At 73.1% G+C, this 24,917-nt stretch carries 29 protein-coding genes; 16 read left to right on the top strand and 13 right to left on the bottom strand.

From position 1 onward, the window contains the following. Both N912_RS0146660 and N912_RS0146665 read right to left on the bottom strand, forming a co-directional pair. Nucleotides 1-602 (bottom strand): response regulator transcription factor (locus N912_RS0146660; protein WP_028927832.1); only part of this gene is annotated, 602 nt, incomplete at its 3' end. A 345-nt stretch (nucleotides 603-947) separates the two neighbouring features. After that, entirely contained in the window at nucleotides 948-1,382 is a 435-nt protein-coding gene (locus N912_RS0146665) for a universal stress protein (RefSeq protein ID WP_028927833.1), read from the bottom strand. A 199-nt stretch (nucleotides 1,383-1,581) separates the two neighbouring features. On the opposite strand from N912_RS0146665, the gene N912_RS0146670 reads away from it, so the two are divergent. Together N912_RS0146670 and N912_RS59170 are read left to right on the top strand one after the other, a co-directional pair. Next, nucleotides 1,582-2,562, top strand: a complete 981-nt coding sequence (locus N912_RS0146670) for an Acg family FMN-binding oxidoreductase (protein WP_028927834.1) — start codon at nucleotides 1,582-1,584, stop codon at nucleotides 2,560-2,562. A 14-nt stretch (nucleotides 2,563-2,576) separates the two neighbouring features. After that, nucleotides 2,577-3,074: a universal stress protein gene (locus N912_RS59170; RefSeq protein ID WP_051581765.1), complete on the top strand. Its 498-nt coding sequence runs from the start codon at nucleotides 2,577-2,579 to the stop codon at nucleotides 3,072-3,074. Here the strand turns inward: N912_RS59170 and N912_RS0146680 are convergent. The 5 genes from N912_RS0146680 to N912_RS0146700 all read right to left on the bottom strand — a co-directional run bounded on the left by N912_RS0146680 (nucleotide 2,976) and on the right by N912_RS0146700 (nucleotide 6,546). Continuing rightward, a complete protein-coding gene (locus N912_RS0146680) occupies nucleotides 2,976-3,878 on the bottom strand; it encodes a hypothetical protein (protein ID WP_028927835.1) in 903 nt (300 codons plus the stop codon). The genes N912_RS59170 and N912_RS0146680 overlap by 99 nt on opposite strands. An 82-nt stretch (nucleotides 3,879-3,960) precedes the next feature. Then, nucleotides 3,961-4,392, bottom strand: a complete 432-nt coding sequence (locus tag N912_RS0146685; RefSeq protein ID WP_028927836.1) for a hypothetical protein — start codon at nucleotides 4,390-4,392, stop codon at nucleotides 3,961-3,963. Nucleotides 4,393-4,410: 18 nt separating this feature from the next. Then, on the bottom strand, nucleotides 4,411-5,313 hold the full coding sequence (locus tag N912_RS0146690; protein WP_028927837.1) for a universal stress protein: 903 nt from the start codon (nucleotides 5,311-5,313) through the stop codon (nucleotides 4,411-4,413). 144 nt (nucleotides 5,314-5,457) lie between these two features. Then, entirely contained in the window at nucleotides 5,458-5,985 is a 528-nt protein-coding gene (locus N912_RS59175) for an Rv1733c family protein (protein WP_156994424.1), read from the bottom strand. 63 nt (nucleotides 5,986-6,048) lie between these two features. After that, nucleotides 6,049-6,546 carry a Crp/Fnr family transcriptional regulator gene (locus N912_RS0146700; protein ID WP_084212050.1) on the bottom strand — a complete coding sequence of 166 codons (498 nt, stop codon included), beginning with the start codon at nucleotides 6,544-6,546 and terminating at the stop codon, nucleotides 6,049-6,051. A gap of 328 nt (nucleotides 6,547-6,874) precedes the next feature. Between N912_RS0146700 and N912_RS59180 the strand changes: the two genes are divergently transcribed. The 7 genes from N912_RS59180 to N912_RS0146735 all read left to right on the top strand — a co-directional run bounded on the left by N912_RS59180 (nucleotide 6,875) and on the right by N912_RS0146735 (nucleotide 14,078). Beyond that, nucleotides 6,875-9,199, top strand: a complete 2,325-nt coding sequence (locus N912_RS59180; protein WP_037070254.1) for a nitric-oxide reductase large subunit — start codon at nucleotides 6,875-6,877, stop codon at nucleotides 9,197-9,199. Next, nucleotides 9,196-9,786: a hypothetical protein gene (locus N912_RS59185; RefSeq protein ID WP_051581767.1), complete on the top strand. Its 591-nt coding sequence runs from the start codon at nucleotides 9,196-9,198 to the stop codon at nucleotides 9,784-9,786. Before N912_RS59180 ends, N912_RS59185 begins: the two co-directional genes overlap by 4 nt. Before the next feature lie 8 nt (nucleotides 9,787-9,794). Then, a complete protein-coding gene (locus N912_RS59190) occupies nucleotides 9,795-10,583 on the top strand; it encodes a slipin family protein (protein WP_211261644.1) in 789 nt (262 codons plus the stop codon). A 142-nt stretch (nucleotides 10,584-10,725) separates the two neighbouring features. After that, complete coding sequence (locus N912_RS59195; RefSeq protein WP_156994425.1) at nucleotides 10,726-11,445, top strand: sigma 54 modulation/S30EA ribosomal C-terminal domain-containing protein; 720 nt, start codon at nucleotides 10,726-10,728, stop codon at nucleotides 11,443-11,445. Beyond that, on the top strand, nucleotides 11,442-11,900 hold the full coding sequence (locus N912_RS0146725) for a pyridoxamine 5'-phosphate oxidase family protein (RefSeq protein WP_028927839.1): 459 nt from the start codon (nucleotides 11,442-11,444) through the stop codon (nucleotides 11,898-11,900). Before N912_RS59195 ends, N912_RS0146725 begins: the two co-directional genes overlap by 4 nt. A gap of 406 nt (nucleotides 11,901-12,306) precedes the next feature. Further along, nucleotides 12,307-13,665 carry a wax ester/triacylglycerol synthase domain-containing protein gene (locus N912_RS0146730; protein ID WP_028927840.1) on the top strand — a complete coding sequence of 453 codons (1,359 nt, stop codon included), beginning with the start codon at nucleotides 12,307-12,309 and terminating at the stop codon, nucleotides 13,663-13,665. A gap of 62 nt (nucleotides 13,666-13,727) precedes the next feature. Beyond that, complete coding sequence (locus N912_RS0146735; protein ID WP_156994426.1) at nucleotides 13,728-14,078, top strand: hypothetical protein; 351 nt, start codon at nucleotides 13,728-13,730, stop codon at nucleotides 14,076-14,078. Here the strand turns inward: N912_RS0146735 and N912_RS63050 are convergent. The 4 genes from N912_RS63050 to N912_RS0146755 all read right to left on the bottom strand — a co-directional run bounded on the left by N912_RS63050 (nucleotide 14,014) and on the right by N912_RS0146755 (nucleotide 16,341). Further along, nucleotides 14,014-14,466, bottom strand: a complete 453-nt coding sequence (locus tag N912_RS63050; protein WP_245645951.1) for a hypothetical protein — start codon at nucleotides 14,464-14,466, stop codon at nucleotides 14,014-14,016. The two genes, N912_RS0146735 and N912_RS63050, sit on opposite strands and share 65 nt — an antisense overlap. A 171-nt stretch (nucleotides 14,467-14,637) precedes the next feature. Next, complete coding sequence (locus N912_RS0146745; protein WP_156994427.1) at nucleotides 14,638-15,060, bottom strand: DUF6292 family protein; 423 nt, start codon at nucleotides 15,058-15,060, stop codon at nucleotides 14,638-14,640. A gap of 161 nt (nucleotides 15,061-15,221) precedes the next feature. After that, nucleotides 15,222-16,148 carry a hypothetical protein gene (locus N912_RS0146750; RefSeq protein ID WP_156994428.1) on the bottom strand — a complete coding sequence of 309 codons (927 nt, stop codon included), beginning with the start codon at nucleotides 16,146-16,148 and terminating at the stop codon, nucleotides 15,222-15,224. A gap of 7 nt (nucleotides 16,149-16,155) precedes the next feature. Further along, nucleotides 16,156-16,341, bottom strand: a complete 186-nt coding sequence (locus N912_RS0146755; protein ID WP_028927845.1) for a hypothetical protein — start codon at nucleotides 16,339-16,341, stop codon at nucleotides 16,156-16,158. A gap of 213 nt (nucleotides 16,342-16,554) precedes the next feature. Between N912_RS0146755 and fbp the strand changes: the two genes are divergently transcribed. Genes fbp through N912_RS0146790 form a run of 7 tightly spaced genes read left to right on the top strand, consistent with a single transcriptional unit; the run spans nucleotide 16,555 to nucleotide 23,970 of the window. Continuing rightward, the gene (fbp, locus tag N912_RS0146760) at nucleotides 16,555-17,688 is read left to right on the top strand and encodes a fructose-1,6-bisphosphate aldolase/phosphatase (protein ID WP_028927846.1); all 1,134 of its coding nucleotides are present in this window, start codon (nucleotides 16,555-16,557) and stop codon (nucleotides 17,686-17,688) included. Between the two features lie 21 nt (nucleotides 17,689-17,709). Next, nucleotides 17,710-19,485: an acetate--CoA ligase gene (acsA, locus tag N912_RS0146765; protein ID WP_028927847.1), complete on the top strand. Its 1,776-nt coding sequence runs from the start codon at nucleotides 17,710-17,712 to the stop codon at nucleotides 19,483-19,485. Continuing rightward, nucleotides 19,482-20,468 carry a pyruvate dehydrogenase (acetyl-transferring) E1 component subunit alpha gene (gene pdhA / locus N912_RS0146770; RefSeq protein WP_051581770.1) on the top strand — a complete coding sequence of 329 codons (987 nt, stop codon included), beginning with the start codon at nucleotides 19,482-19,484 and terminating at the stop codon, nucleotides 20,466-20,468. Before acsA ends, pdhA begins: the two co-directional genes overlap by 4 nt. Then, nucleotides 20,465-21,442, top strand: a complete 978-nt coding sequence (locus tag N912_RS0146775) for an alpha-ketoacid dehydrogenase subunit beta (RefSeq protein WP_028927849.1) — start codon at nucleotides 20,465-20,467, stop codon at nucleotides 21,440-21,442. Before pdhA ends, N912_RS0146775 begins: the two co-directional genes overlap by 4 nt. Before the next feature lie 30 nt (nucleotides 21,443-21,472). Beyond that, nucleotides 21,473-22,816 carry a dihydrolipoamide acetyltransferase family protein gene (locus N912_RS0146780; RefSeq protein WP_037070256.1) on the top strand — a complete coding sequence of 448 codons (1,344 nt, stop codon included), beginning with the start codon at nucleotides 21,473-21,475 and terminating at the stop codon, nucleotides 22,814-22,816. Beyond that, nucleotides 22,817-23,089, top strand: coding sequence for an acyl carrier protein (locus N912_RS0146785; RefSeq protein WP_028927851.1), 273 nt, complete (start codon nucleotides 22,817-22,819; stop codon nucleotides 23,087-23,089). A gap of 23 nt (nucleotides 23,090-23,112) precedes the next feature. Then, nucleotides 23,113-23,970 carry a universal stress protein gene (locus tag N912_RS0146790; RefSeq protein WP_028927852.1) on the top strand — a complete coding sequence of 286 codons (858 nt, stop codon included), beginning with the start codon at nucleotides 23,113-23,115 and terminating at the stop codon, nucleotides 23,968-23,970. On the opposite strand, the gene N912_RS59200 is transcribed toward N912_RS0146790, so the two are convergent. Both N912_RS59200 and N912_RS0146800 read right to left on the bottom strand, forming a co-directional pair. Next, nucleotides 23,963-24,532 (bottom strand): DUF305 domain-containing protein, encoded by a 570-nt coding sequence (locus N912_RS59200; RefSeq protein WP_051581771.1) that lies wholly within the window; start codon nucleotides 24,530-24,532, stop codon nucleotides 23,963-23,965. The two genes, N912_RS0146790 and N912_RS59200, sit on opposite strands and share 8 nt — an antisense overlap. Further along, entirely contained in the window at nucleotides 24,529-24,810 is a 282-nt protein-coding gene (locus N912_RS0146800) for an SHOCT domain-containing protein (RefSeq protein ID WP_051581774.1), read from the bottom strand. The genes N912_RS59200 and N912_RS0146800 overlap by 4 nt, the downstream gene beginning before the upstream one ends. Nucleotides 24,811-24,917 lie beyond the last annotated feature (107 nt).

The following is a 24,917-nucleotide window of genomic DNA, read 5'->3' on the forward strand; positions in this document are numbered from 1 at the left end:
GCGACCTGGGTGCGTCGTTCCATGCCGAGCTTGCCGAGCAGCCGGGACACGTAGTTCTTGACGGTCTTCTCCGCCAGGTACATCCGCTGCGCGATCTGGCGGTTGGTCAGGCCCTCGCCGATCAGCTCCAGCAGGGTGCGCTCGCGGTCGGTCAACCCGGACAGCGGACCGGGCTCCTCGACGCTGGCGCGCAGCCGGGCCATCAGCGCCGCGGCCGCCCGGTTGTCCAACAGCGAGCGGCCCGAGCCGACCGTGCGGACCGCCGAGACCAGCTCCATGCCCTTGATGTCCTTGATCACGTAGCCGCCGGCGCCGGCGAGGATGGCGTCCATCATGGCCTGCTCGTCGGTGAACGAGGTCAACATCAGGCAGTTCAGCTCGGGCATCTTGGAGCGCAGCTCGCGGCACAGCTCGACGCCGTTGCCGTCGGGCAGCCGCACGTCCAGCACCACCACGTCGGGGCGCAGCGCCGGGATGCGGGCCAGCGCCTCGGACACCGAGGACGCCTGCCCGATCACGGTCAGGTCCGCTTCGGCGTCGAGCAGGTCGGCCACGCCGCGACGAACCACCTCGTGATCGTCGACGAGGAAGACGTTGAGCACTTCTCGACACCCCTTCCGGGCGGGACTTTGGGCTCAGGGTACGACCCGCCGGGGCGAGGGAGGCGATGCCGAACGACGGTGATCGGAAGGACCAAAGTCACCGACGGAAGATCGGGTCGGGTGTCGTCCCGCCTCGGGACTTCGGACCCTGCCCTCGCGGCGTGACCCAGAGCGGGCCGCGCTCATCGTCACCCACCGCCCGGACGAGCCGCCCGGCGTCCCGACCGTCGCGCTCGCTCCTACAGCCGGAGCCGTACCGCAGCGCCGGGTAGGAGGGGGCCGAACCGTCGACTCGGACCACAACGACCCCCGGCTCGACCTCGATCCCGACGCCCATCGTTCCCGCTACCGCACCACCGTCACGGTGCACGGCGCGTGCAGCACGCACGCCAGCCCGACCGAACCGAGCAGCACGCTGGCAAACCCGCCCCGGCCGCGATGACCCACGACCAGCAGGTCGGCCTGGGCAGCGGCCTCGACCAGGACCTTCGCCGCCGGCCCGGCAGCGACCAGGACGTCCACCTTCGGCGCCGCCGGGTCACCGGCCAGCAACTGGTCCACCTCGGCCTGGGCTGCCCGCAACGCATCCTGGGCGATCTCCTCCCGGGTGACCCCGGTCGGCGGCCCGGCGGGCAGCGCCCAGTAGGTCGGCACCTCGTACGCCGTCACCACCCGCAACAGCGCCGAGCGCCGCCGCGCCTCGTCCACCGCGACCCGAAGCGCCGCCAGCGACCCCTCGGACCCATCCACCCCGACCACGACAGTCCCGTGCGTGTCCACGTCGTCTCCCCAACCTCGTACCTCGTCGTCCGCCGCCAGGATCCGGTCCGCATCCCACCGCGACCAGCCGTGAAAGCCCCAGGCCTCGGGGTATTCGGTCCCTACTTGACCGGCGCCGGCGCCGAAGGGTGCCGTGAGTCCCTCGCCCAGGGGCCCACCGGCCGTTTCACCCGCCCGCCCGGTCCCCAACACTGCGTGCATGAACATCGCCAGACTCGATCACTCCCAGATCACCGTGCGCCGGGCCATCGAGCTGGCATCCCGGGCGCCCTCGGTCCACAACAGCCAGCCGTGGCGCTGGTACCTCGGCGAGCGCAGCGTGCACCTGTACGCCGACCTGCGCCGCTGGCTGCCCGCCACCGACCACGACGGCCGCGACCTGATGCTCAGCTGCGGCGCCGTCCTGCACCACCTGCGGATCGCGCTCGCCGCGTCCGGGGTCGGCGCCACCGTGCGCCGGATGCCCAACCCCGACGAGCCCGACCACCTCGCCGCGGTCGAGCTGCGCTCCGGACGAGCCCCCGGGGCCGACCTCGGCCTGGCCTCGGCCATCTCGACGCGCCGCACCGACCGCAGGTCCTACCACGACTGGCCGGTGCCCGAGGCGTTCCTCGCCGAACTCACCTCGGCCGCGGCCGCCCAGGGCGCCACGCTGCGCGTCATCGGCGACACCCGGGCGCACAACCAGGTCATGCACGCGATCCGCGAGGCGGCCAAGGCCCAGTCCGAGATATCCGGCTACGACACCGAGCTCGCGCTCTGGACCGGCCGCGACGCCAGCCCCGACGGCATCCCGACGGCGAACCTACCGGCGAACCCCGGCGGCGTCGCCGCCGGCCGCCGGTTCCGCCCCGGCGAGCTCGCCGACCACAGCGCCGGCACCGACCGGGCGCGGCTGCTGGTGCTCGGCGCCACCTCCGACGATCCGCTCTCCCAACTGCGCGCCGGCGAAGCGCTCAGCGCGGTGCTCCTCTCGGCCACCGAGTCCGGGCTGGCCACCTGCCCGCTCAGCCAACCGCTCGAGATCGGCACCACCCGCCGCTACCTGCGCGACGCCGTGCTCGGCGGCACCCTCAGCCCGCAACTGATCATCAGGGTGGGCTGGGCGCCGAGCGGGCCACCGCCGCCGGCCACGCCCCGCCGCGCCCCGGCCGACACGATCGAAGACCTCCCGCGCTGAGAGAGGAACCGACGATGGCTGACACCCCGGGTCTGGTGGTCGTCGGCGTGGACGGCTCGCTGTCGTCGCGCGCGGCGCTGCGCCACGCCGTCCGCGAGGCCACCTGGCGCCGCGCCGCGCTGCGGGTGGTCAGCGCCTACGAGCCACCGGAGCTGTGGGCGCTCGCTTACGGGGAGCCCTTTCCGGCGGGTGGATCCGGGGTCGCCGACGCCGTGCGGGCGGAGACCCAGCGGGTGATCGACGCCGCGCTCGGTGGCGACCCGGACGAACCGAAGACGGAACTGATGATCTGCCCCGGCTCGGCGGGACCGACGCTCGTCGCCGCCGCGCGGGACGCGGACCTGCTGGTGGTCGGTCACCGAGGCCGCGGCTACACCCGGATGCCGCTCGGCTCGGTGGCGCTGTACTGCGTCCTACACGCCACCTGCCCCGTCACCGTGGTCCGGCCCGGGTCCTCCGGCGACGCGGCCGGCGCCGACGAACCCGCCCGGGCGGGTCTCGGTGGCCGGTGAGCCGAAGCGCAGCACGAGCTGGGGACAGAGGTGGTGGCCCAGCCTCCGGCCGAGGTCGGCGCGCATCGCGGGGTTGGCCAGCGCGGCGGGCGCGAACGAGGTGGGCGACCCGTACGCGGCGGCGGTGAGGGCGACGCGTTGCAGTGCCTCTCCGGCACGGACCTGACCGACCGGCAGGTCGTGGAACGAGCTCAGCACACCGATCACACCTCCGCGCCGCTCCCGGGGCGCCGGCGCGCCGACCCTGAGGCCCGGCCACTCGGTGCATCGCCACTCGATGAGCTCGCGAAGCCGGTCGTCCGACGCGCCCGGGTCGAGCACCGTCAGCCAGCCGCCTTCCATCTCGGCGGCGCGACGCAGCGCCGGGCGCATCGCCACCGGCGCCGGGCCCTGGTGGCGCGCTCGCCGCACGCCGAGGCCGGTCAGAACCTCGTACAGCCGGCACCATCCCGGGGGTGGGGCCGCACGCTCCGCCATCCGCACGACCGCGAGCACCTCGGGACGCTCCGGGAAGGGCAGCAGCACGGTCACCGGCCGGCGCCCGAGGGTGGCGACGGCGAGCCGCAGGTTGAACAGGGCGGCCCCGCCGGCCAACCGCAACCCCCGGTCCGCCGCCTCGCTCGCCGGCCGCCACTGCCGAACGTCAGCCCACAGCTCGAACGCGCCCTGGACCACCTGCACACCACGCGGCGCGGCGCCGCACAACAACGGCGCCGCCGCGACCGCCCTCGTGACCACCGCACGGGCACCGGGACTCAGCGCCGAGGCATCGACCGACAACGCCTCCGGCATCGCGCTCACCATGCTCCGATCGTGCGCCCCCGACGGCGCCGGCCCCATGGTCACAAGTCCTCAACCACCGGCCGGTAGTCCCACACCGGCCGGTTCAGGCCCCTGCCAGAACGCTGCCCGCGGCCACGGCGAGCCCGGCGAGCTTGGCCGCTTCCAGCACCACGTAGGCGTGATGAGTGCGGGACCGGGGCAGCTCCTCCCCCGCCAGCACCCGGTCCGACCGGCGGCTCAGCCGTGGCCGGACCAGCAGCAGCTGCGCCGCGAGCACCACGACGACCGACCCGACCGCCGCGACGGTGGCAACCCGGTGCGGCCAGAGCGCAACCCCGCCGACCAGCACCAGGGCGAGCCCGACCTCGATCCGGTTCAGCGCACGGAAAACCACCCGCCCGATGCCCAGGCCCAGCCGCGGCGACACCCCGGGTGCCCGGAACTTCAACGGCGCCTCCAGGAACGAGATTCCCAGCACCATCCCGAACCAGGTAAAGCCCACCGCCGCGACCACCGCCTCACCGACCACGCTCATCTCGTCCTCCCGCCCGGCTCAGCGGCCGGCCGCCGGGCGGGCGACGATGACCGGGCAGGGGGCGTGCTGGACCAGGGTCCGGCTGGTCGAGCCGAGCAGCATGCCGGTGAACCCGCCCCGTCCCCGGCTGCCGACCACGAGCAGCGCCGCGCCGGCGGCGTGGCGGAGCAGGCACGGCGCCGGGCGCCGCCGCGAGACGACCCGCCGCACGTCGACGTCGGGGTACTTGTCCCGCCAGCCGGCCAGCCGCTCGGCCAGCACCTCCCGTTCACTCGTCTCGATGCTGGCCCAGTCGTCGACGAACCGCCGCACCGCGCTGTACTCGTCGGGATCGAACCCGTTCCAGGCGTGCACGGCGATCAGCCGCGCGCCGCGCAGGGAGGCCTCCTCGAACCCGATCGCGACGGCCGCCTCGCTGTCCGGCGAGCCATCCACACCGACCACCACCGGCCCATCGTCCGGGGGCGCCAGACCCGGCTCCGGCCCTCGGACCACCGCGACCGGGCACCGCCCGTGCGCGGCGAGCGCGAGCGCGGTGGATCCGGCGAGCACCCCGGCCAGGCCGCCCGACCCACTCGCGCCCAGCACGACCAGCCCGGCCCGCTCCGAGCGAGCCAGCAGCATCCGCGCGGGGTGCGCGATCTCGGCCTCCACCTCGACGCTCAACGCCGGGTAGGCCGCGCCGATCTCCGCCTTCGCCGTGAGCAGCCATTCCCGGCCCTCGTCCAGCAGCGCCTCGAACAGCCCTTGCGGCGGGACGTACCCGGCCGCGGCGGTGTACGGGGTCACATCGACCGCATGGACCAGGCTCAGCGCGACCTTCCGCCGCGCGGCCGCCGCCGCGGCCCACCGAGCGGCCCGCCGACTCGACTCCGACCCGTCCACACCGGCCACCACCGGCCGACCAACCATCCTGCTCATCCCGGCCTCCCCAACGGCGCATCCGGGCCCGTCCAGCGGCGGGCAACGCGACTCACGTTAGGAACGCCAGGCTCCGGCCACAGCGGCCCTTGGTCACCAACACCACAGGCACACCGGCACCCGCGCTCGCACCGGGCGGGGAGCTCAGCGGTAGCGGGTGCTCCAGGTCGGCTCGACCCGCGCCCATTCCCGCTGCCACCGCGAGCAGTTGCGGGCCATCGTCAGGCGGCGGGTGCCCGCCCAGGCCAGCGCAACCAGGCCGATCGCCGCCGCGATCAGGGTGGCGCCCAGGGCAATCCCGGCGATCAGGGCGTCGGTGGGGCCGGCCGGTGGGGGCACGACGTGCTGGGACCGATCGACCCAGATCGCCACCGGGGCGCCGGCGTTCAGCCCGGTGCGCGCCTGGGCGTCGCCCACGCGTTCGACACCGTCCGGACCGGTCCACCGCACCTTGGCGGTCACGGCGGTCTCGCCGCCGCGTGGGCTCGGGGTGCCCTGGGTCAGGGTAGCCGTGACCGGGGTACGGGCGGCGGCCTGCACACGGGCCAGCTCACGCACGCCCGCGTGCACGTGGATGCCGATCGCCGCCGCGGCGATGACGCTCACCAACAGCAGCAACGCCAGCACGCTGGCCACCAGGTCCTCGATCCGGTCGGTGGGACGCCTGGGCATGCGACCGGTGTCCGCTTTCGAGTTCTTCCTCGGCCGCTGGTCGGGCTGCATCACACACCACCGTCAACGTTGGTGACTGGCGTTCTGGTAGAGGTCCACCAGGCGCGCCCGGGTGGCCTGCAGCCGTCCCAGCAGCGCCTCGAACAGCGCGAGCGTGAGCCGGTGTCCGAAGCGCGGGTCCTGCTCGGCGAGCGCCCGCAGCTGCACGGTGTCCAGCTCGATCGCCCTGATGGGCTCGATCGCGGTGGCCCCGAAGTGCCAGCGGTACGGCGGCACCAGCCAGGACCAGCCCAGCACCTCGTCCGGCCCGAGCGTCTGCACCACCACGGCGCCCCGGCCCGGGACGTGCGCGTCGAGGGCGACGTGGCCGGCGCGGATCAGCCAGCAACCGTGAGCGGGCTGGCCCTCGGAGAACAGCCGGCGCCCAGCGGCGAAGCTCACGGTGCGCGCGGCGCGTGAGATCAGGACCTGTTCCGCCGACGGCAGCTGGGCGAACAGCTGCGCCTTCGTGACCTCCTCGACCAACGCCGCGGCGGCCGGGACCTCGGTAGGATTGATCATTTCGAGCGGTCCTCTCCTGCTCACGACCACGACAAGCCTGGCCGCGACGGCCCATCCGGGACAGGGCACTCGGTCACCGCCTCGAACGGGCCTCGGTCACCTCCCGGTGCCGACAATCCGGCGGGAATGAAACGCGCGAGTCCCGACACCTTCTCGACGACCGGAATGTTCCTAATTCGCCCTCGGAACAGAAATGCAATTACTCCTGTACCGCCTGGGACCAAAGTCCCCGTATCGCGGTGACCTTGGACGTCAACACATGACGCGATGCGTCCGTACCGTGCTGCCCGAGACAATCCATTGGTCGTTCTCGGGGGGATTACCGGCAATGACGACAGGGGTCACGCGCAGGGAGCTGTTGGTCGGCAAGGGATGGATTCAGGCCGTCGCGTTGGTGGTGCTGCTCGGCTTTGGAGTGTTGGGGCTGTTGGCGTATCGCACCTATACCGCCGAGCCCCCGATCGCGGCGCGCACGGTGGGCGCCGACGGCCAGGTGTTGTTCAACCGGGAGGACGTGAGCACCGGCCAGCAGGTGTTCCTGCGCGCCGGGTTGATGGAGTACGGCTCGATCTTCGGCCACGGCGCCTATCTGGGCCCGGACTTCACCGCCGACTACCTGCACCGCGCCGCCGAGCTCGCGGTCGCCACCTACGGCGGCTCGGACCAGGCACGCCAACAGGTGATCAGCGACTTCCAGGCCAACCGCTACGACCCTCAGACCGACACGTTGAGCTTCAGCGCGGCCCAGGCTTCGGCGTTCGCCGAGCTACGGCGCTACTACGCCGGGTACTTCGGCGATCCGCGCACCGACAAGGGGCTGCGCCCGAGCGCGATCACCGACCCCACCGAGATCCACCAGCTGACGTCGTATTTCGCGTGGTCGTCCTGGGCGGCCTCGGCGCGCCGGCCCGGCCTGGACTACTCCTACACCAACTCCTGGCCGCCCGAGCCGCTGGTGGGCAACCGCCCGAGCGGCCATGTGGTGGTGTGGAGCGTGTTGTCGTTGATCGCGCTGCTGGGCGGCATCGGCGCGCTGTTCGCGGTGTTCGGCCGGTGGGGGGACCGGCTCGGCTGGCGCGGACGGCAGGCCGAGGCGATCTCCTTCCGGGCGCCCGGCGAGGTGGCGCTGACCCCGGCCCAACGGGCCACCGCCTGGTTCTTCGCGGTGGTGGCGGCGCTGTTCGTCGTCCAGACGCTGCTCGGGGCCGCCTCCGAGCACTACCGGGCCGAGGTGACCAGCTTCTTCGGCCTGGACCTCGCCCAGATTCTGCCGTTCAACCTGGCCAGGACCTGGCACCTGCAGCTCGCGCTGTTCTGGGTCGCGGCGGCGTTCCTGGCCGCCGGAATCTTCCTGGCCCCGATCATCGCCGGCCGGGAACCACGCGGCCAGGCGACGCTGTCGTACGTGCTGCTCGGCGGGCTGGCCGTGGTGGTGTTCGGCAGCCTGGCCTCGGAGTACCTCAGCATCCACGGCCGGACCCAGACCGGGTCGCTGATCGGCAACCAGGGGTTCGAGTACCTGGACCTGCCCCGACTCTGGCAGATCCTGCTGACCGCCGGCATGGCGCTCTGGGCGGTGATCCTGTTCCGAGGAATGCGCCACCGGCTGCGCCGCGAGCATCCGGGCAACATGCCGTGGCTGTTCCTGCTCTCCGGCCTGGCCATCCCCGCCGTCTACGCCGTCGGCCTGCTGGCCCGCTCGGACGACCACTTCACCGCCGCCGAGTTCTGGCGGTTCTGGGTGGTGCACCTGTGGGTGGAGGACTTCCTCGAGCTGTTCACCACGGTGATGGTCGCCTACATGTTCGTGCTGCTCGGCGTGGTGCGCGAGCGGATCGCGCTGACCGTCATCTACCTCGACATCGTGCTCTACTCGGTGGGCGGCGTGATCGGGACCATGCACCACATGTACTTCAACGGCGAGCCCGCCGAGCACCTCGCCCTCGGCGCGTTCTTCTCCGCCGCCGAGGTCATCCCGCTGACCTTCCTCACCGTGGAGGCTTGGAGCTTCCTGCAGCTCGGCGCGCGGCAGGAGGCCAGGTCCGAGACCCCGTTCCCGCACCGCTGGGCGGTGATGTTCCTGGTCGCCGTGGGGTTCTGGAACTTCCTCGGCGCCGGCGTTTTCGGGTTCCTGATCAACCTGCCCATCGTGTCGTACTACGAGATCGGCACCGCGCTGACCGCCAACCACGGACACGCGGCCATGATGGGCGTCTACGGCATGCTCGCGGTTGGGCTGGGCCTGTTCTGCCTGCGCTACCTCATCCCGGCCGAGCGCTGGCCCGAACGGCTGGCGAAGGTCTCGTTCTGGTCGCTGAACGTCGGGCTGGCCTGGATGTGCTTCGCCACCCTGCTGCCGCTGGGGATGCTGCAGCTCTACCACTCGGTGAACACCGGCTACTTCGACGCCCGCCAGCTCAAGTTCATCAGCGATCCCACCAACAGCTTGCTCGAATGGCTGCGCCTCCCGGGCGACGTGGTGTTCATCGTCGGCGGCGCACTGCCCTTCGCCTGGATCGCCTGGCTCGGGCTGCGCCACACCATCGGCCACACCGTTCGTCGCCTGACCGGTGAGGAGCCCGAGCATCCGCTCTACGCCGAGCTCACCGAGCTGACCGAGCGGGTCGACGAGCCGACCGGGCTTCGGCGATGACCTTCCCGCACCTCGAGCCGCTGCTGGCCGCCGGCTACGCAGTCTTCCTGCTGGCCGCCTCGGCCGGCCTGGACGCGCTGGCCCGGCACGCCCACCACCGCTCCGAGCGATACCGCACCGCGGGGTTCACCTACCACGCCGAGCACGACCACTGGGTGTGCCCGGAGGACCAGATGCTCTGGCCGCACTCCTACGACGACGAACGCCGTCTGGTCCGCTACCGCGCGAAACCGCACATTTGCAACGCGTGCCCCACCAAGCACCGCTGCACCACCTCCCACCTGGGCCGGGAGGTGGTGCGCCCGCTCGATCCGTGGCCGCACTCCGAGGCCGGCCGCTTCCACCGAGTCGTTGCGCTGGCCCTGGTGGCGCTCGCCGGCCTGCTCACCGCCGTCGAGCTGGTCCGCTGGCACGAATCGGCCGATCTGATCCCGCTCGCCGCCTCGGCCGCCCTGACCGCAGTCACCGCCTGGTGGCTCACCGGCCACCTGCGCGCCACCCCTGCCAACTTCCCCGCGCCCAGCCCGTCGACCGGCCTGCGCTTGCGCGGACAGCGCCCGAACACCCCCACCGGGAGCGACCGATGATCTGGATCGTGTCCGCAGCCGTCGCGGCCGTTGTGACCGTGGCGAGCATGCGAGTGCTGCGCGAGTACCAACGCGCGGTGGTGTTCCGCCTCGGCCGGCTCCTGCCACTGCGGGGCCCGGGCCTGATCGGGCTGATCCCGCTGGCCGAACGCATGGTCAGGGTCGACCTGCGCACGGTCACCCTGACCATCCCGCCGCAGGAGCTGATCAGCCGCGACAACGTCCCGGTACGGGTCAACGCGGTCGCCTACTTTCGGGTCGTCGACCCGATCAAGGCCATCACCGAGGTGGAGAACTACGGCGTCGCCACCTCCCAGATCGCCCAGACCACCCTGCGATCCGTCCTCGGACGCGCCGACCTGGACACCCTGCTCGCCGAGCGCGACCGCCTCAACGTTGACCTCCGCAAGATCATCGACGAGCAAACCGAACCCTGGGGCATCAAGGTCACCACCGTCGAGATCAAGGACGTCGAGATCCCCGAGCCCATGCAGCGCGCCATCGCCCGCCAGGCCGAGGCCGAGCGAGAACGCCGCGCCAAGGTCATCAACTCCCAGGGCGAGGCCCAGGCCGCCGAGAACCTCTACGACGCCGCGCAGACCCTCGGCCGCAGCCCCACCGCCATCCAGCTGCGCTACCTACAGACCCTGGTCGAGATCGGCGGCGACCAACGCTCCACCGTGGTCTTCCCGATGCCCCTGGACCTGGCCCAGCCCATCCTCGCGGCCCTCGGCGCCCAACGAGCCGAGCGACAGGGCCCTACCGGGGACCTTGGTCCCTCGACGCAAGGTCCGTAGCCGGTCAAGACTTTCGCAACCAGTCAGGACCGAGCGGGAAGGGGGCAACGCCGGCGTGGTCGATCCGGTGATCCTCAATGGCATCACGGTGGATGCCTCACGGGACGTGTTGGCGGACTCACGGGAGCACGTGCGCCTTCGGATGGCAGCGTTTCTCGGGCGGCTGCCGGAATGCTGGGACTCGGCGCGGGTCAAGCTCACGGTGATGCAGCACCGAAGCCTGTCGTGGGCCGTGTTGGCGCAGGCGAACCTGGAGTTCAAGGGCCAGCCGATCCGGGCGCAGGTGGCGGCCCGGTTCGTCGCCGAGGCGAGCCGGCCGCTGGTGCGGCGGCTGGGCGAGCAGTTGGCTCGGCTGGCCCAGCCGCTCCAGGGCCGTCCCTGGCCGCCGCACCGGCCACGCCCGCAACCGGTCGACCGCCCGCCCGATCACCGCACGATCACCCGGGCCAAGAGCTACCCACTGACCCGCTGCACCGCCGAGCATGCCGCGCTGCTGATGGACACCGGCGACCACGACTTCTACCTGTTCACCGACGACCTCACCGGCCAGGATGCGGTGGTCTACCGGGTCGGCCCGACCGGGTACCGACTGGCCCTGCTCGATGGCCTGGTCCCTCCGTCACCCCGGACGGTGCTGCCGCTGTCCGTCAGCGTCCATCCGGTGCCGCGCCACACGCCCGACCAGGCAGCGGCCCGGTTGGGCAGGACCGAGCTGGCGTTCCAGTTCTTCCGCAACGCCGATACCGACCGGGCCGCCGTGCTGTACCGCCGCTACGACGGCCACTACGGACTGATCACCCCCGCCGAGCGGCCGATGCCCCCGCAACCGGCCATGCGCGCCGAACGGATCCGGTATCGGTGAGCTCGCACGGATCCGAACCGACCCTCCCCGGGCGCACCCCAGGGAAGAGCGAGCCGAGACGGCTCCGGCGGCTGGACGAGGACGAGTCGTTGCGCCTGCTGGGCAGCGTGTCGCTGGGCAGGGTGGTGTTCACCCACAACGCGATGCCGGCCATTCGCCCGGTCAACCACATCGTGGATGCCGGCAACGTGATCATCCGGACCCACCTGGGCGCGGCGGTGCTGTCCCGGTTGGGCGAGGTGGTCGCCTACGAAGCCGACTCCATCGACCCCGACACGCATCTGGGATGGAGCGTCGTCGTCACCGGCTGGGCACACCGGGTCGGCGAACCGGACCTAGCCGCCCGCTACGAGCGGCTGCTACGGCCGTGGGTCAGCCGGGAGATGGACCACGTGATCCGGATCGAACCGCAAATCGTGACCGGCTACGCGCTGGCCAGGTCGTCGGCCGCCTGACCCGGCACGGGCTCGCGGTGCCGCGCCAAGGCACCTGGCGAGCCCGCCGGCGGCCACCACTGAGGCCAACACGGCGACCATCGTGGCGGCGTGTCGGGATGGGCTCGGTCGAGCACGGCATCGGGCTCGACCTGGTCGGTGTGCGCGGCACCGGGCGGGACAGCGGACATCGCGGCCTCCAACGGGTGTGGCCTCCGACGCGACTTCGGGCATCGACCACCATCCTTTCGAGCGCCACGCATCCCACACAGGGCCGCAAGTGCACACACCCCGATGACCTTCGGTCTGCCCGTGAAGAACCGGTCGGCGAAATCTGGGCCATTTGCTGACGGCGAGGGGCCGTTCGACCCGCGCGCGGCGAGGTTCGGCGGGCCGACACTGTCGGATCCACTTCCTCAGGAGCGTCATGCGGCACCGTGTCCCGATCGAGCGCGCCAGCTCGGCGGATCTACTGCAGCTCGCGGCCGGCACCGGCCCGGCCGCGGTGCAGACCGCCGTGATCCTGATGTTGGGGCCCGGGTCACCTCCGTCGTTGGCCGCCGTCCGGTCCGCGTTCGACACCCGGGTCCGGACGGTGCCCCGGTTGCGCCAGCGTCTGATGTGGACTCCGCCCGGCGCCGGCCGTCCGGTCTGGGTCGACGACGCGGAGTTCGACATCGAGCGGCACGTGCGGCACGTGGTGTGTCCGGCACCTGGTGACGAGGCCGCGCTGTGGGACGTCGCCGCCGGGCTGGTCACCGACTCGCTCGCGTTCGCGCATCCCCCCTGGGCGGCGACGCTCGTCACCGGGCTGGCCGACCGTCGCGCCGCGCTGGTCATCGTGTTCCACCACGTCCTTGCCGACGGCGTCAGCGGCCTGGCGCTCCTCGCCCGCCTGCTGGACGGCGCCCCGCCCGGTCCCGCTGACCGAGGGTTCCCCAGCCCGCCGCCGTCTGCCGCCGCGCTCTACGCCGACGCGTGGGCGTCCCGGGCGCGGGTGCCCGGACGGCTGCGCAGGGGCCTGGCCATGCTGCGCGGCGCGATGGCAGGTGCCCGGTCGGGACTGCGCGTCCGACCGTCACCGAGCTCGCTGAACCGGCCGACCGGGCCCCGCCGTCGGCTGGCCGTCGCCCGAGCGGACCTCGCCGAGGTGCACGCGGCGGCGCACGCCTGCCACGCGACGGTCAACGACGCGATCCTCATCGCGGTGGCCGGGGCGCTCGGCGCTGTGTTGCGCCGCCGGGGCGAGACGGTGGACACGCTGGTCGCCTCGGTGATGGTCTCGGCCCGGCCCGACGGACAGCCCGGCGCACCCGGCAACCGGGTCGGCTCCTTTCCCGTCGCGCTGCCGGCCACCGGCGACCGAGGCCGACGACTCGAGCGGGTCGCCCGCGTGACCGCCACCCGCAAGCTCGCCGCTCGCGCCGCGTCCTCGGCCCTGTGGGCACCGCTGGTCCGCGCGCTCGCGGCGCTGGGCCTGTTTCGGTGGTTCGCCAACCACCAGACCCTGGTCAGCACGTTCGTGACGAACCTGCGCGGGCCCACGACCCGACAGGCGTTCCTGGGAATGGAGATCACCGACATCATCCCGGTGTCCGCGACCGCCGGGAACGTGCCGGTGGTGTTCGCCGCCCTCTCCTACGCCGGGGTCCTCGCCGTGACGGTCTGTGGCGACCCCGACGCCTGTCCGGACCTGGCCGAGATCGCCCCCGCGCTGCGGGCCGAGCTCGCGGCCCTGCCGGACGGGTGCGGCCCTCGGCGGAACCCGTGCGGTCCTCGTCCGTGATCGCGTAGGTATTTCGTCCCTATCGGCCGCTCGGCCGGCCGTCGATAGTGGGCACCGGATCGATGTCGGCGCAGGTGTGGGCCGCGCGCGAGGCATTGACCAGGCGCACTCACCTGCACCTGGTGGGCTGTTCCGGCGATGAGGCGAACGACCCGGTCGGGGCGGCGCGGCGGCTGCTGGACGCGGACTTCGGCTGTCAGCCGATCGATCTGGAGCACCTGCCGGGAGCCACCGGCGCCTTGGGTGCGCTGATGGTCGCCGCGCACAACGCCGCGCTGGTCGTGGTCGGCGGCGACCCGGGCGGTACGTTCGCCGACGCGCCGCCCGTCGGCATCCCGTGCCCCGTCGTCATCGTGCCCGGCTCCCGCGCGCCGGCGCCGGACGCAACGTGGCCGGCGGGCCTGTCCGCGTAGCTCGACCCTCGCTGACTGGAGGCATCGGCCGGCGCTGGTCGAGGGCGGCGGCGAGGCTGGCGGTGCAGGTTCGGATGATCTGGCGCGTGGCCCGCCCGACCGGGACGCGGCCGCATCGCGTGCAGGTGACGCGGACGTCCCCGGTGAGCTCGTCGACCGCCACAGAGGCCTCGGCCTGGCACGAGCGGCACCACCGGTGGCCGGTCACCACGATGACGTGCACCGGAGATGAGATGCAGTGGTGCAGCCACCGCCGGTGGGTGCGGCAGGTGATCCGCTCCAGCGGATCCAGGCCGGCGTCCTCGGCCTCGTCCTCGGCGGCGAGCGTGGCGGCCAACCGCCCGTCCGCCAGGTGCCGGGCCTTGACAACGCTGGGCTTGCTGCTCATCTCGGATCCTCCCGCGCTTTCGCCAACGGTGCTGAGCATGCGCCGCGCGAGGTGACGCGGGACACGGACGAACAGCCCGATCATCGGGTACCGCGGACATCACTCTCGGGGGCCTAACGCACCGGCCGGAAGGGCCGCAAGGCCATCGCCCCCGAGCGGGTGGGGAGGGCGTCAGCGTCGCGGCTCGAACGGCTCGAACCCGGACAGCCGGGCGACGAGCAGCCTGCGATCGATCTGGTGCAGGTGGGGAAGCAAGGCCGAGGCCCGGTGGGTGTCGGGATCGGCGCGCAGCGCGACCACCAAATGAGCGACGGTGACCGGCGCGGGGACGACTTGCTGGCTGGGCAGATAACGCACCGCGGCATCGAGATGCTCGTGGTCGCGGCGGCTCAGGCTGGCCGACCAGCCGGTAGCCGCCTCCCAGTGCAGTCGGGTCGGGTTCCACACCGCGCCCCGACCGCCGGCGCGCTCATGCGGAGCGTCCAACGTCAAGGAGCCCGCGAATGCGTCCGGCCCATCGACACACAGCGCACGCACCGGGACGCCACGCTCGGCCAGCAGTACCGCAACCGCGGACAGGTATCCGACGACCAACCTGCTCTCCGCGCGGATCGCCCGCGACCTGACAGCGGAACCCATGCAAGCCCACCTCCGTCGAGGCCACGAATGTGGCCACCACGGTGCCGCGATCCGCGCGGGCAAGCAGGTGCCTCGGGTCACCGGCCCTCGGGGACCTTTGGCCCCCAACGCGTGCGTCACGTCGAGCTCGGCCACCTCGGCGGCGCCGGGTCACGGCACAGCGCCGCGATCCCCTCCGGAACGACCTCCCTGGTGGCGTCGGTCGGCAGCACGTGGACCTCCGCGCCGCAGCCCAACGCGGCACGCGTGGCGACGTCGACAAGCCGTCCGCGCCTCGGCCACCCCGCCCCCAGCCCGCTCAGCGGCTCGGGCTCCAGCGCGTGGTCGGCGGGCGCCGGGCCGTACCACGCCATGCGCGCCGGGGCGGCTCCCCCCGTGTCCGCCACATCGTCGGAGAGGAGCAACGTGCGGACCCGGCCCCGCGCCAACGCGTCCAGCGTCCCCCCCGCGCCCACCACGGCCAGCCCACCTTGGCGCCTTTCCTCGTCCAGCGCGGCCAACAGCAAGGCGGTCCGCCCGGCCGAGGCCTGGCACGAGCCCTCGCCGAGCCGAGGGCCACCAGCGGTGATCGACAGAAGGCTCGGGCGCTGGCGCTGCAGCGGCACCACGACCTCTACGACCTGTTCGGCGCCCCGGTCGGCGGCCGCGCCGCCGGGGTGGACCACGATGGCTCCGCCGGTGCGATCCAGCAACGCGACCACGTGCGCGGGGCGGCCCTGCAGCCAGGCCAACAACGGCAGCAGGTGCGGCAAGCCGTAACGCGCGCGCTCGGGCGCCGAGGCTTCCGGCATCACCACGCCCAGCAGGATCCGACAATCGGTGGCGAACATGACGAGAACGCCCCGACCCGGCACCGTGCCCAGAACGCCGGCCCGCAGCACCCCGACCAGACCACGGCCGGCCCCCTGCCGGGACAGGTCCTCGACGACCGCGTGCCAGCGGGTGAACACCTGGTCCCCGCCGGCGCGCAGGTCGAAGTACACCGAAGCCACCGACCCGGTGCCCGCGTACAGGTCGCGCAACACCCAGGTCCGCAGGCTCACCACCTTGTCATGCCGGCTTCGCTCGGGCGGCCGGGCCGCTCGCATCGATGCCTTCCGCGCGCGCGTGGTCCAGCAGCTCCAGCACCGGGGCGGCGCGGCGGTGCACCTCGACCGGCCGGCCGGCGCTGGCCGCCTGGCGCAGTCGTTGTCGGGCGTATTCGACCGATTCGCGGAAACTCGACTCCAAGGTCATCACATCCCACAGTCGTCGTGTCCGGCCCAACGGTCACCCTCTGGCGACGCCTGCCACCTCGGATAGGGCCTCGGGTACCGACAAGCCGGGCCCTTCGGCAGCCGTCCGGCACTCGGTCCGAGCGTCCCGGGAACGTCGGGACCAAGGGCACTAGCAGCGGCGGGGGCGCCGGAGCAGCGTCGGGGCACAAGCCGACCTAGGCGGGAGAGTTCGATGCTGACGTTGAGCATTATCAAGGCGGACACGGGCGGATTCGTCGGGCACAGCGCGGTGCACCCCGAGCTGATGGCGGTGGCCAGGGCGGCGGTCGAGCGGGCGGTGCGGGAAGGGCTGCTTGTCGACGGCACCACGGCGGCGTGCGGCGACGACGTGTCGCTGGTGATGACCCATCGACGGGGGCCGGACTGCACGGACATCCACTCCTTCGCCTGGGACACCTTCCTCGCGACCACCGCCAAGGCCAGGGAGCTCGGGCTGTACGGCGCCGGCCAGGACCTGCTGTCCGACTCGTTCTCCGGGAACCTGCGCGGGCTCGGCCCCGGCTACGCCGAGCTGGAGTTCGAGGAGCGCCCGTCCGAGCCGGTGCTGTGCTTCCTCGCCGACAAGACCGAGCCGGGGGCCTGGAACCTGCCGCTGTACAAGATGTTCGCCGACCCGTTCAACACCGCCGGTCTGGTGATCGACTCCAAGATGCACGCCGGCTTCGAGTTCGAGGTCTACGACCTGTACGAGCACGCCCGGATCGTGTTCAGCTGCCCGGAGGAGCTCTACGAGCTGCTGATGTTCATCGGCGCCCCGGCCCGCTACGTCGTGCACACCGTCCGGTCCCGGGCGCTGGGCGAGACCGCGGCGGCCACCAGCACCCAGCGGCTGTCGCTGATCGCCGGCAAGTACGTCGGCAAGGACGACCCGGTGATGATCGTGCGCTGCCAGTCGGGGCTGCCCGCGGTCGGCGAGGTGCTCGAGCCGTTCGCCACGCCGTGGACCGTCGCCGGGTGCATGCGCGGGTCGCACCACGCGCCGTTGATGCCGGTGTCGGTCCCCGACGCCACGCCGTCTCGGTTCGACGGGCCGCCCCGGGTGGTCGGGCTCGGCTTCCAGGTCACGCAGGGGCGGCTGGTCGGGCCGCGAGACATGTTCGCCGACCCGTCGTTCGACCGCGCGCGGCAACGGGCCAACGAGGTCATGGACTACCTGCGCGCGCACGGCCCGTTCGAGCCGCACCGGCTGCCCCTCGACGAGCTGGAATACACCACCATGTCCACGCTCGCCAAACGGCTCTCCGCCCGCTGGCAGACCCTGCCGGAGCCAGCCCAGGACCTGGCCACGGCGTCCGCCAAGGCCTGACCGGATCCGGGGAGTGATCGCATGGACGGCAGGCGTACCACGCTCGAGCCCACCGCGAACCTGAGCGACTACGCCGAGGCGTGCCCGCGGTTTCGGTGGGCGGACGCTCGCGCGGAGCTGGCCGGGCTGCCCGGAGGTGCCGGTTTGAACATCGCGTATGAGGCGCTGGACAGGCACCTGTCGGACCCGGCGGTGGCCGACAAGGTGGCGCTGCGCTGGCTGGGGCGGTCCGGGACCAGCACCTTCAGCTACCGGGATCTCGCCGCGCTGACCTCGCGGTTCGCCGGCGTGCTCACCGAGCTGGGAGTCGCGCCGGGCGAGCGGGTGTTCACCCTGCTGGGCCGGGTGCCGGGGCTGTACGTGGCGGTGCTCGGCGCGCTCAAGGCCCGCTGTGTGGTGTCGCCGCTGTTCTCCGCGTTCGGGCCGGAGCCGGTGGCCGAACGGATGCGGCTCGGTGAGGCGTCCGTGCTGGTCACTACCCCGGCGCTGTATCGGCGCACGGTGGCGCCCATTCGGGACCGGCTGCCCGCGCTGCGCCACGTGCTGCTGGTCGCCCCGGACGGGGACCAGCCGGTCGGCGGGGACGAGGGGATCGACCTGGCCGCGCGGCTCGCCGAGGTGTCCCCGGATTTCACGATCGGACCCACCGCCCCGGACGACCCGGCGTTGCTGCACTTCACCAGCGGCACCACCGGCCGGCCGAAGGGGGCGTTGCACGTGCACGAGGCGGTGGTGGCGCACTACGCCACCGCCCGGTTCGCCCTGGACCTGCGGCCCGAGGACGTGTTCTGGTGCACGGCCGACCCCGGGTGGGTCACCGGCACCTCGTACGGGATCGTGGCGCCGCTGGTGGTCGGGGCCACGATGGTCAGCGACTCCGGCGAGTTCGACTCCCGGCGCTGGTACCGGGTGCTCGATGAGCAGCGGGTCAACGTCTGGTACACCGCGCCGACGGCGATCCGGATGCTCATGCGCCACGGCCCCGGCGAGGCGGCCCGGCACGACCTGTCCGCGCTGCGGCTGATCGCCAGCGTGGGCGAGCCGCTCAACCCGGAGGCGGTGCGCTGGGGCGCCGACGTGCTCGGCCGCCCCATCCACGACAACTGGTGGCAGACCGAGACCGGCGCCATCATGATCAGCAACCTGCTGGCCGCCGAGATCCGGCCCGGGTCGATGGGACGGCCGCTGCCCGGCGTCGAGGCCGCGCTGCTGGAGCAGGGGCCCGACGGGCGGGCCCGGGTGGACGACCAGGGGCGGGTGCGGGTGCTGGACGGGCCGGCACAGGGCGAGCTGGCGCTGCGCCCGGGCTGGCCGTCGATGTTCCGCGGTTACCTGCACGACCCGGAGCGCAGCGCGGCCTGCTTCGCCGGCGGCTGGTACCTGTCCGGGGACGTCGCCCGCCGCGACGAGGACGGCTGGTACTGGTTCGTCGGCCGGGCCGACGACGTGATCAAGTCGGCCGGGCACCTGGTCGGGCCGTTCGAGGTGGAGAGCGCGCTGATGGCCCACCCGGCGGTCGCCGAGGTCGGCGTGATCGGCACCCCGGATCCGGTGGCCGGTGAGCTGGTCAAGGCGTTCGTGACGCTGCGCGCGGGCATCGAACCGACCGAGGATCTGCGGACCGAGCTGCTCGGCTTCGGCCGCCGGGCGCTGGGCGCGGTGGCGCCCAAACAGATCGTGTTCGACGACGCGCTGCCGCACACCCGCAGCGGCAAGGTGATGCGTCGGCTGCTGCGGGCGCGCGAGCTGGGCCTGCCGGAAGGCGACCTGTCCACCCTGGAGGTGAACCCCCGATGACGACACCGTCGAGCCCTCCCCCGGACGGGAAACACCGGCTGGAGCTGTTCACCGAGATGCTGCGCATCCGGCGCTTCGAGGAGCGCTGCGTGCGGCTCTACGGCGCCGAACAGATCCGGGGGTTCATGCACCTGTGCGTGGGCGAGGAAGCGGTCGCGGTCGGTGTGCTCGGCGCGCTCGACGGCGAGGACGCGGTGGTGTCCACCTACCGCGAGCACGGCCACGCGCTGGCCCGTGGGGTACCGATGGTCGAGGTGCTCGCCGAGATGTTCGGCCGCACCACCGGCTGTAGCGCCGGACGCGGCGGCTCGATGCACCTGTTCGACGCCGAGCGCCGGTTCTACGGCGGCAACGCGATCGTCGCCGGCGGGATCCCGATCGCGGTCGGGCTGGCCCTCGCGGATGCCATCCGGGGCCGGGCTAGGACGACCGCGTGCCTGTTCGGGGACGGCGCGGCGGCCGAGGGCGAGTTCCACGAGTCGCTCAACCTGGCCGCGCTGTGGCGGCTGCCAATCGTGTTCTGCTGCGAGAACAACCAATACGCGATGGGCACCCCGCTGCGCCGCAGCCACGCACAGACCGACCTCGCCCTGCGCGCCGCCTCCTACGGCCTGCGCGCGTGGCCGGTCGACGGCATGGACGTCGACGCCGTCCGCGACGCCACCCGGCTGGCGTCGGACACCGTCCGCGGCGGCGGCGGGCCCTGCTTCCTGGAGCTGCGCACCTACCGGTTCCGCGCGCACTCGATGTACGACGCCGACCGCTACCGGGACAAGGCCGAGATCGCCGCCTGGCGGGAGAGGGACCCGATCGAGCTGCTGGCCGGTGTGCTGGGCCGGGACGGGCTGCTCGACGACGCGCGGCGCACCGAGATCGAGGCCGAGCTGGACGCCGAGATCGAGCGCGCCGTCGAGGCGGCCGACGCCGGGCCGGTCGAGCAGGTCGAGACCCTGACCCGCTTCGTCACCTCGGAGCCGTCATGACCGACACGATCACCTACCGGGAGGCCTGCCGGGCCGCGCTGCGCGACGCCCTGGGCTCCGACGACCGGGTGTTCCTCATGGGCGAGGACGTCGGCGGCTACGGCGGCTGCTTCGGGGTCAGCGCCGGGCTGCTCGACGAGTTCGGCCCGGACCGGGTCCGGGACACCCCGCTGTCGGAGTCCGCGTTCGTGGGCGCCGGGATCGGGGCGGCGCTGGGCGGGATGCGGCCGATCGTGGAGATCATGACGGTCAACTTCAGCCTGCTGGCCCTGGACCAGATCGTGAACAACGCCGCCACCCTGCTGCACATGTCCGGCGGCCAGCTCAACGTGCCGCTGGTCATCCGGATGGCCACCGGTGCCGGCCGCCAGCTCGCCGCGCAGCACTCGCACAGCCTGGAGGGCTGGTACGCGCACATCCCCGGCCTGCGCATCGTCGCGCCGGCCACGATCGCCGACGCCCGAGGCATGCTGGCCACCGCGCTCGCCGACCCCGACCCGGTGCTGATCTTCGAACAGATCGCGCTGTACGGCACCAGGGGCGAGCTGCCCGAGGACGCGGGCCCGGTGGACCTAGACAGGGCCGCCGTGCGCCGACCGGGCACCGACGTCACGGTGGTCGCCTACGGCGGCTCGCTGGCGCCCGCCCTCACCGCCGCCGAGCAGCTCGCCGCCGACGGCGTCGCGGCCGAGGTCATCGACCTGCGCACGCTGCGCCCGCTGGACGAGACGACGGTGCTGGACTCGGTGCGCCGCACCCACCGGCTGGTGATCGTGGATGCGGCCTGGCGCAGCGGCAGCCTGTCCGCCGAGGTCGCCGCCCGGGTCGCCGAGCACGGCCTCTACGAGCTGGACGCCCCCATCGAACGGGTCTGCGGCGCCGAGGTGCCCATGCCGTACCCCCGCCACCTGGAGGAAGCGGCCCTTCCCGGGCCGGACGACGTGGTGGCCGCCGTGCGCCGGGCGGTTGGGTGACGTGGCCGAGACGAGCTTGCGAGTCGAGAGATGAGTACCGAGACGAGCGCCGAGTTCCGGATGCCGTCGCTGGGCGCGGACATGACCGAGGGCACCGTGGTCGAGTGGCTGGTCGGCCCGGGCGACCGGGTGCGCCGGGGTGACGTGGTCGCGGTGGTGGACACCGAGAAGGCCGCCATCGACGTCGAGTGCTTCGAGGACGGGGTCGTGGACCGGCTGCTGGTCCAACAGGGCCAGAAGGTGGCCGTCGGCACCCCGCTGGCGCTCATCGGCTCAGCCCGGACGGAGCACCCCGAGCCCGCCACCGCACCGGCGACGCTCGCGCCGGAGCCGGCTGGGCCGAGGATCGGGTCCCCGCTGGCCCGCAAGCGCGCGGAGCAAGCCGGCATCGACCTCGCCACGATCCCGGGCAGCGGGCCCGGCGGGCTGATCACCCGCGCCGACGTGGAGAACGCGGTGCCCCCGGCCACCGCCCGTCCGCCGTCGGTCCGGGCACGGATATCGCCCTACGCGCGCCGGCTGGCCACCGAGCGCGGGATCGACCCGGCCACCCTCACCGCGTCGAGCCCCAACGGGACGGTGCACGCCCGCGACCTCCCGCCGCCGGCCTCGGCCGCTCCCCCCGCGCCGGCACCGACGTTCCCGCCACCGCCGGAGATCCCGCTGACGCTTCCACCGGAGCCGCCCGGCGTGGCGCAGCGCCGAGCGACCGCCGCGCTGATGGCCCGGTCCAAACGGGAGATCCCGCACTACTACCTGTCCCAGGACATCGACATGGGGCGAGCGCTGGACTGGCTGCGCGGCCACAACCGCGCCATCCCGGTCACCGCCCGCGTGCTCCCGGCCGCGGTGCTGCTGCGCGCCGTCGCGCTCGCCGCCCGCGCCGTGCCCGAGCTGAACGGGCACTGGGTCGACGACGGCTTCCGGCCCGGCGACGGCGTGCACCTCGGCGTGGCGGTGTCGGTGCGCGGCGGCGGCCTGGTCGTCCCGGTCGTTCGGGACGCGGACACGCTCGGCCTGGACGAGCTGATGGCCGCCGTGCGGGGGGCCGCCGAACGAGCCCGAGGCGCGCGGTTGCGTTCCTCCGAGGCCGGCGGCGCCACCCTCACCGTCACCAACCTCGGCGAGCTCGGGGTGGACACCGTGCACGGCGTCATCCACCCGCCGCAGGTCGCGCTGGTCGGGTTCGGCGCCGTCCGCCGCCGCCCCTGGGCCGACGACACCGAGAACACCGACACCGACCACGGGTCCGTCACGGTCCGACCTGTCGTTACCGCCACCTTGTCCGCGGACCACCGCGCCACCGACGGCGCCACCGGCGCCCGGCTGCTGCACCACATCGCACGTTGCCTACACCGACCCGAGGAGCTCTAGATGACCACGCCCGTTCAGACCGAGGTCCAGGCCAACGAACTGGTCCGCGACGTGCTGCGCACGGTCGCCCCGGGGCCGACGCTGGACGGCCTCGACCCGCACGACGACCTCCGCGAGACGCTCGGGCTGGACTCGCTGGACTTCCTCACGGTGGTCAGCCGCACCAGCGAGCGCACCGGAATCCGCATCGACGAGGACGACTACGACCAACTCGCCGACCTCAACGGCTGGATCACGCTGCTGACCACCCGCTCTGCCCGCCGAGCCGGATGAGACAACGGACCCTGGGAGCAATCATGAACGTTCCGTCGGGCGCGATCGTCGCCGGTATCGACGCCTCCGCCGACAGCGACCGCGGCCTTGCCTGGGCCGCCGCCGAGGCCGAGGCGCGCGGGGCGCCGCTGCACCTGCTGCACGCACTGCCCCCGCTGCGCACCGAGGTCCCGCCCACCGCCGACGAAGAACGAATCATGCGCGACCACGCCCAAGGGGTGGTCACCGCCGCCCGGAACCAGGCCCGGCGTATCACCTCAGCGCCGGTCACGGCGGAGGTCGTGGACGAGCCGGCGGCCCCGGCGCTGATCGCGGCCAGCCGGCACGCCGAGCTGGTGGTGCTCGGCGCGCGCGGGCACAGCGCGATGTCCGGGCTGCTGCTCGGCTCGGTGAGCCAGCAGGTATGCGCGCACGCCCACGGCCCGGTCGTGGTGGTCCGGGAGGCCGCCGACCCGAACAGCCGACGCGTCGTGGTCGGGGTGGACGGCTCTCCCGGCAGCGACCGCGCGATCGGGTACGCCATGCAGGCCGCCGCCCGCGACGGCGCCCCGGTGACCGCGATCTACGGCTGGCACGACCACAGCCCGCTGACCACCGGCACCGCCTCGCCCGGCTGGGACCGCACCGCCGAGCGGATCGCCGCCGGCGATCGCATGCTGGAGAACGCGCTCGCGGCATGGACGACGAAGTATCCCGAGGTCACCGTGGTCCGCGAGGCGATCCCGGTGCCGCCGGCCCGGACCCTCGCCGGCGCATCCGAGCACGCGGCCATGGTCGTGGTGGGCGCGCGGGGGCACGGCGGCTTCGCCGAGCTGCGGCTCGGCTCGGTCAGCCGCGCCCTGCTCCATCACGCCCGATGCCCGGTCGCGGTGATCAGGTAGCCGGCCCGGCTCCGCAGTGCGGCCCACCCCGAAACCCGCCGGTCAGGTAGCCCCGCATCTGGAAGATCTCCGCGTGCTGGGCGTCCCGGACCCGGGCGGCGAACACGGTGACCTCGGGATGCTGGATCGCGCCCCGCGTGAGCAGCCGTTGTGACATCATCACCGCCGTCATGTGATGCGGGATCATGTCCCGGAGGAAGGCCTGGTCCAACGCGTCCCCGGTGAGCTCGGACAGGTCGCGCATCATCGGCCGGTACGCCACCTCGGCGGACCGGCCCGGGTACCACGCCGCCAGCCAGCCCTTCATCATGGCGATCTCGGCGGTCTGCGTCGCCACGATCGAGGCGCCCAGCGCACGCATCTCCGGGCGACCCGAGCCCTCCAGCCGGCGCGCCGCGCCGACCGCCTCCTCGTGATGGGCGACCATGCCGGCCAGGTAGCCGAACTCGTCGGTCGTCCCCCCGCGCTGGCCGGCCATCCCGACCGCCGCCACCGACGTCCCCAGCAGCACCAGGGCCGCCACCAGCAGGACGACCGGGGCGAGCCGGTCGCGGCCGGTCATCCCCGGCCCCCGGCCCCCCGCTCGGCCAGCCGGCCCCGCGCCTGCTCGTAGGCGTCGGCGTCGATCTCCCCGAGCGCGAAGCGTCGAGCCAGGATGTCCTCCGGGGTCTCCCGCGTGACCTGGTGGCCCGGCCGGTCCTCGCGGCTTCGCGCCACCCGGACCGCGGCCCACACGATCACGCCGATGAGCGCGCCCCAGAAGAGCACCATCAGGATCATCCCCAACGGCCCCCAACCCGACATTCCGGAAAATCCCCCGCCCCAACCCCAGTCGCACATCTCGCTCACCCTTTCCGGTGGCCCGACGATGAGGCCACGGAGGCTAGGCACACGGCCGATCGACCGGCAGGGGCGATCGAACCCGGACGGCGGGACCAACGGCTCTG

It is taken from the genome of Actinospineispora acaciae DSM 45401 (genome assembly GCF_000620785.1).
In the GTDB taxonomy this organism is placed as follows: Bacteria; Actinomycetota; Actinomycetes; order Mycobacteriales; family Pseudonocardiaceae; genus Pseudonocardia; species Pseudonocardia acaciae.